Genomic DNA, 3,450 nt, shown 5'->3' on the forward strand with positions numbered 1-3,450 from the left:
CTTTCGGTAACGGATGTTCGGCGGTGTCCTACTCTCCCACACCCTGTCGGGTGCAGTACCATCGGCGCTGGAGGGCTTAGCTTCCGGGTTCGGAATGGGACCGGGCGTTTCCCCTCCGCTATGGCCGCCGTAACTCTATGAAACTGTCACACGGAACATCAGCGAAGACACACACAACAAACAGTGTTGTTGGTGGTGTTCTTCTTCTTCAGTTCTGAAACGTGTGTGTTGTTTCAGATACTGCACAGTGGACGCGTAGCTTCTTTGTGGTAAGTCCTCGGCCTATTAGTACCAGTCACCTGCATCCGTTACCGGACTTCCAGTTCTGGCCTATCAACCCGGTGGTCTGCCGGGGGCCTTACCCCCTCGAGGGGGTGAGAAACCTCATCTTGGAACAGGCTTCCCGCTTAGATGCTTTCAGCGGTTATCCCTTCCGAACGTAGCTAACCAGCGGTGCTCCTGGTGGAACAACTGGCACACCAGAGGTTCGTCCGTCCCGGTCCTCTCGTACTAGGGACAGCCTTCCTCAAGTTTCTAACGCGCGCGGCGGATAGAGACCGAACTGTCTCACGACGTTCTAAACCCAGCTCGCGTGCCGCTTTAATGGGCGAACAGCCCAACCCTTGGGACCTACTCCAGCCCCAGGATGCGACGAGCCGACATCGAGGTGCCAAACCATCCCGTCGATATGGACTCTTGGGGAAGATCAGCCTGTTATCCCCGGGGTACCTTTTATCCGTTGAGCGACACCGCTTCCACTTGCCGGTGCCGGATCACTAGTCCCGACTTTCGTCCCTGCTCGACCTGTCAGTCTCACAGTCAAGCTCCCTTGTGCACTTGCACTCGACACCTGATTGCCAACCAGGCTGAGGGAACCTTTGGGCGCCTCCGTTACATTTTGGGAGGCAACCGCCCCAGTTAAACTACCCACCAGGCACTGTCCCTGAACCAGATCATGGTCCGAGGTTAGAGGTCCAATACGATCAGAGTGGTATTTCAACAACGACTCCACACTCACTGGCGTGAGCGCTTCACAGTCTCCCACCTATCCTACACAAACCGAACCGAACACCAATACCAAGCTGTAGTGAAGGTCCCGGGGTCTTTTCGTCCTGCCGCGCGTAACGAGCATCTTTACTCGTAATGCAATTTCGCCGAGTCTATGGTTGAGACAGCTGAGAAGTCGTTACGCCATTCGTGCAGGTCGGAACTTACCCGACAAGGAATTTCGCTACCTTAGGATGGTTATAGTTACCACCGCCGTTTACTGGGGCTTAAATTCTCAGCTTCGCCATTGCTGGCTAACCGGTCCTCTTAACCTTCCAGCACCGGGCAGGCGTCAGTCCGTATACATCGTCTTACGACTTCGCACGGACCTGTGTTTTTAGTAAACAGTCGCTTCTCACTGGTCTCTGCGGCCCCACCCAGCTCACACTGCAAGAGTGATCACCGGACGAGGCCCCCCTTCTCCCGAAGTTACGGGGGCATTTTGCCGAGTTCCTTAACCATAGTTATCTCGATCGCCTTAGTATTCTCTACCTGACCACCTGTGTCGGTTTGGGGTACGGGCCGTGTGAAAGCTCGCTAGAGGCTTTTCTCGGCAGCATAGGATCACTGAATTCGCCTCATTCGGCTATGCGTCACCTCTCAGGCTGTGTGAATGGCGGATTTGCCTACCATTCGCCCTACAGGCTTACACCAGTATTACCACTGACTGGCTCAGCTACCTTCCTGCGTCACCCCATCGCTTGGCTACTACCAGATCAGGTCCCATGCATCCACATCCAGGGCCCCCGAAGGGGCGTAAGGACGCTTCAGGATGGTTAGTATCACTGATTCACCAGGGGCGCGTTCACACGGGTACGGGAATATCAACCCGTTGTCCATCGGCTACGCCTGTCGGCCTCGTCTTAGGTCCCGACTCACCCTGGGCGGATTAACCTGGCCCAGGAACCCTTGGTCATTCGGCGGACGAGTTTCTCACTCGTCTTTCGCTACTCATGCCTGCATTCTCACTCGTGTGGCCTCCACGGCTAGGTCACCCTGCCGCTTCCATGGCCACACGACGCTCCCCTACCCATCCACACCACTGCCCAAGACTCCGCAGAATCAAGGGGGTGCATTGTGTGAATGCCGCAGCTTCGGTGGTGTACTTGAGCCCCGCTACATTGTCGGCGCAGGATCACTTGACCAGTGAGCTATTACGCACTCTTTCAAGGGTGGCTGCTTCTAAGCCAACCTCCTGGTTGTCTTCGCGACCCCACATCCTTTTCCACTTAGTACACGCTTAGGGACCTTAGCTGGCGATCTGGGCTGTTTCCCTCTCGACTACGAACCTTATCGCCCGCAGTCTCACTGCCGCGCTCTCACTCACCGGCATTCGGAGTTTGGCTGATTTCGGTAAGCTTGTGGGCCCCCTAGACCATCCAGTAGCTCTACCTCCGGTGAGAAACACGCGACGCTGCACCTAAATGCATTTCGGGGAGAACCAGCTATCACGGAGTTTGATTGGCCTTTCACCCCTACCCACAGCTCATCCCCTCAGTTTTCAACCTAAGTGGGTTCGGTCCTCCACGACGTCTTACCGTCGCTTCAACCTGGCCATGGGTAGATCACTCCGCTTCGGGTCTAGAACATGCCACTACGGACGCCCTATTCGGACTCGCTTTCGCTACGGCTACCCCACACGGGTTAACCTCGCGACATGCCACTAACTCGCAGGCTCATTCTTCAAAAGGCACGCCATCACCCCCCACACCGAAGTGTGCAAAGGCTTTGACGGATTGTAAGCGCACGGTTTCAGGTACTATTTCACTCCCCTCCCGGGGTACTTTTCACCTTTCCCTCACGGTACTAGTCCGCTATCGGTCACCAGGGAGTATTCAGGCTTATCGGGTGGTCCCGACAGATTCACACCAGATTTCACGGGCCCGGTGCTACTTGGGTTTCCATCACGACAGTCATCGCATTTTCGTGTACGGGATTCTCACCCTCTACGACAGGCCGTTCCAGACCACTTCCACTAACACAATGATTTCTTACTGTCGGCCAACACGGCAGCATTGACAAGATGAACCCCACAACCCCACGAATGCAACACCTGCCGGCTATCACACATCCATGGTTTAGCCTCTTCCGCTTTCGCTCGCCACTACTCACGGAATCACTATTGTTTTCTCTTCCTGTGGGTACTGAGATGTTTCACTTCCCCACGTTCCCTCCACACACCCTATATATTCAGGTGCGGGTAACACGACATCACTCGTGCTGGGTTTCCCCATTCGGACATCCTCGGATCTCAGCTCGGTTGACAGCTCCCCGAGGCTTATCGCAGCCTCCTACGTCCTTCATCGGCTCCTGGTGCCAAGGCATCCACCGTACGCTCTTCATTACTTACAACAAAGATGCTCGCGTCCACTGTGCAGTTCTCAAACAACACACAACCAACCA

General features: G+C 55.3%; 2 rRNA genes. Both read right to left on the reverse strand.

Features of this window, described 5'->3' with window-relative positions:
• Window positions 1–15 precede the first annotated feature (15 nt).
• Window positions 16–132, reverse strand: a 5S ribosomal RNA gene (rrf, locus tag HGB39_RS37805).
• Between the two features lie 133 nt (window positions 133–265).
• Window positions 266–3,399 (reverse strand): 23S ribosomal RNA (locus tag HGB39_RS37810).
• Window positions 3,400–3,450 lie beyond the last annotated feature (51 nt).

Source organism: Rhodococcus opacus (genome assembly GCF_012396235.1).
Lineage (GTDB): Bacteria > Actinomycetota > Actinomycetes > Mycobacteriales > Mycobacteriaceae > Rhodococcus_F > Rhodococcus_F opacus.